Source organism: Halobacterium sp. CBA1126 (genome assembly GCF_009741975.1).
GTDB lineage: Archaea > Halobacteriota > Halobacteria > Halobacteriales > Halobacteriaceae > Halobacterium.
Map to the genome: position 1 here is coordinate 1 of NZ_WPCF01000175.1, position 2,666 is coordinate 2,666.

The 2,666-nt window shown below is 73.5% G+C and carries 3 protein-coding genes and 1 pseudogene; all 4 read left to right on the forward strand.

What is annotated here, in order from left to right; genetic code table 11:
• Window positions 1-320, forward strand: a pseudogene (locus GJ634_RS14815) (Lrp/AsnC family transcriptional regulator); the annotation flags it as partial.
• Window positions 321-336: 16 nt separating this feature from the next.
• Complete coding sequence (locus GJ634_RS14820; protein ID WP_331714205.1) at window positions 337-993, forward strand: bifunctional precorrin-2 dehydrogenase/sirohydrochlorin ferrochelatase; 657 nt, start codon at window positions 337-339, stop codon at window positions 991-993.
• Window positions 990-2,297, forward strand: coding sequence for a glutamyl-tRNA reductase (gene hemA, locus GJ634_RS14825; RefSeq protein ID WP_331714206.1), 1,308 nt, complete (start codon window positions 990-992; stop codon window positions 2,295-2,297). Before GJ634_RS14820 ends, hemA begins: the two co-directional genes overlap by 4 nt.
• Window positions 2,298-2,537: 240 nt before the next feature.
• The coding region (locus GJ634_RS14830) for a 4a-hydroxytetrahydrobiopterin dehydratase (protein ID WP_197425556.1) at window positions 2,538-2,666 on the forward strand (129 nt) is incomplete at its 3' end.

Consider the following 2,666-nt stretch of genomic DNA (forward strand, 5'->3'; position numbering starts at 1 on the left):
TACACGGAGAACGGGATGACCGTCTGGGGACCGTCCCCGACGACCTCGTCGGCGAAGTCGGGCCCGCCGTGGCGAGCCTGGACTTCGTCACCCACTGCTACGAGCGGCCGCGCCACGACGGCGTCTGGGAGTACAACTTCTTCGCGATGACCCACGGCCGCAGCGAGGAGGAGAGCCAGCGGCGCATCGAGGAAGTGCGGGACGTGATGGCCGAGTACTGGGACGTCGAGGACGAGGACTGGGACACGCTGTTCTCGACGCGCATCCTGAAGAAGACGGGCATCCGGCTCGCCGAGCGCGCGGACGCGAACACCGCATGAGCGGGGAGGCGCTGCCGTGATTCCGCTGTTCCACGACTTCACCGAGGAGACCGTGCTCGTCGTCGGCGGCGGCCCGGTCGGGGCGCGGAAGGCCCGGACGTTCGCCCGCGAGGCGGACGTGCTCGTGCTCAGCCCCGCGTTCGCGGACGCGGACTTCGGTGACGCCGAGCGCGTGCAGGCCGCGCCCGAACCGGAGGACGCCGCGGACTGGGTGGCACGCGCGGACCCCGCGCTTGTGGTGGCGGCGACCGACGACGGCGACGTGAACGACGCGTTCGCGGAGGCCGCCCGCGAGCGCGGCGCGCTCGTGAACCGCGCGGACGAATCCGGCGGCCGCGAGGCGGACAGCGTCGTGGTGCCGGCGACGGTTCGGGACGACCCCGTGACGGTCGCCGTCGCGACGGGCGGCGCGAGCCCCGCGCTCTCGAAGTACCTCCGCGAGCAACTGGAGGACGAACTGGCGGGTGCGGGCGGGATGGCCGAACTGACCGGGGACCTGCGCGCGGACCTGCGAGCGGCCGGCGTCGACCCCGAGACCCGCCGGAACGCGGTGCGGGCGGTGGTGCGCTCGGGGCCGGTTTGGAAGGCTTTACGTACTGGTGGGACAAACGCCCGGCAACGAGCCGACGACGTCGCCGCCGACGTCGTCGGCAACTCAGAGTGGTCCACGTGAACGGAAACACAGGTGTCGTCTCGGGCGTGCGCGTCTCCCACGAGTCGGCCTCCCTCTCGGAGCTCGAGGCCGCGAGTGCGGACAGCGAAGCCGACGCCCTCGACGCGCTGCTCGTCGAGCCAGCCGTCGAGGAAGCGTTCGTGATTCAGACGTGCCACCGCTCGGAGGCGTACGTCGTCGCGGACGAACCGCGGGACGGCCGCCGCGCGCTCGCCGCCGCGGGCTTCGACCCGGCCGCGGAGGGCGCCGTCGCGATGGGACACGAGGAGAGCCTGCGCCACCTCCTCCGGGTCGCCGCCGGCCTCGAGTCCCTCGTCGTGGGCGAGGACCAGATTCTCGGGCAGGTCCGTGACGCCTACGACACCGCGAAGGACGCGGGCGCCATCGGCCACGTGCTCCGGCAGGCGGTGACGAAGGCCATCCACGTCGGCGAGCGCGCGCGCACCGAGACCAGCATCAACGAGGGCGTCACCTCGCTCGGGAGCGCGGCCGTCCGCCTCGTCGAGGACGAGCTCGCCCTCGACGGCGCGACCGCGCTGGTCGTCGGCGCTGGCGAGATGGGCGCGCTCGCGGCGAAGGCGTTCGCGAGCGCGGGCGTCGACCGCGTGGTCGTCGCGAACCGCACGACCACCCGCGCCGACCGCGTCGCCGAGGCCGTCGACACCCCGACGGAGACCGCGTCGCTGGACGACGCTCGCGAGTACGCCGCCGACGCGGACGTCGTCGTCACCGCGACCAGCAGCCCGGAGCCGGTCCTCGACGAGGCGGCGCTGGCGGACGCCGGCGAGACGGTCGTCGTCGACCTCGCGCAGCCCCGCGACGTCGCGCCCGACGCGGCCGAGCTGGGGAGCGTCGCGGTCCACGACCTCGACGACCTCGAGGCGGTCACGGCGTCGACCCGCGAGCAGCGCGAGGACGCCGCCCGCGAGGTCGAGTCGATGCTGGAGGCGGAGTTCCAGCGGCTGCTCGCCCAGTACAAGCGCAAGCGCGCCGACGAGGTCATCGCGCGCATGTACGAGAGCGCCGACCGCCTGAAGGCCCGCGAGGTCTCCACGGCGGTCTCGAAGCTCGAGGCCGCGGAAGGCGAGGTCTCCGAGGCGGAGCGCGAGGTCCTGGAGTCGATGGCGGACGCGCTGGTCAGCCAGCTGCTGGCGGCGCCGACGAAGAGCCTGCGGGACGCCGCCGAGGAGGACGACTGGTCGACCATCGCGACCGCCCTCGAGCTGTTCGACCCGGACTTCGAGGACGGGATGCCGTTCGACGCGCCCGCCGGGGAGGCGACGCCCGCCGAGTCCGAGGACTAACCGTACCCGAGCCTGATTCCTGCGGCCGCGACGACGCCGGCGACCAGCGGCGGCGCCAGCGCCGCGAGCCCGGTGAGGCCCGCGAGGTCGCCGCGAGGGCGACCGCGCGGACGAGCACGGCGCCGACCGCGGTCGCGACGGTGAGCGACCAGTTCGCGTCCATCGTGCGGGGGGTCGTCGCGCGAGCCCTTCGGCCTGTCGGCGGGTACGGTTATGTGACTGGCGCACGACGGGTCGCCCATGGCAGAACTCCTCTCCGACGAGGAAGTCGAGCGCCGGCTCCCCGAGGGCTGGGAGCGGGACGGCGACGAGATCGTGCGCACGTACGAGTTCGAGGACTACTTCAAGGGCGTCGCGTTCGCCTCCGAG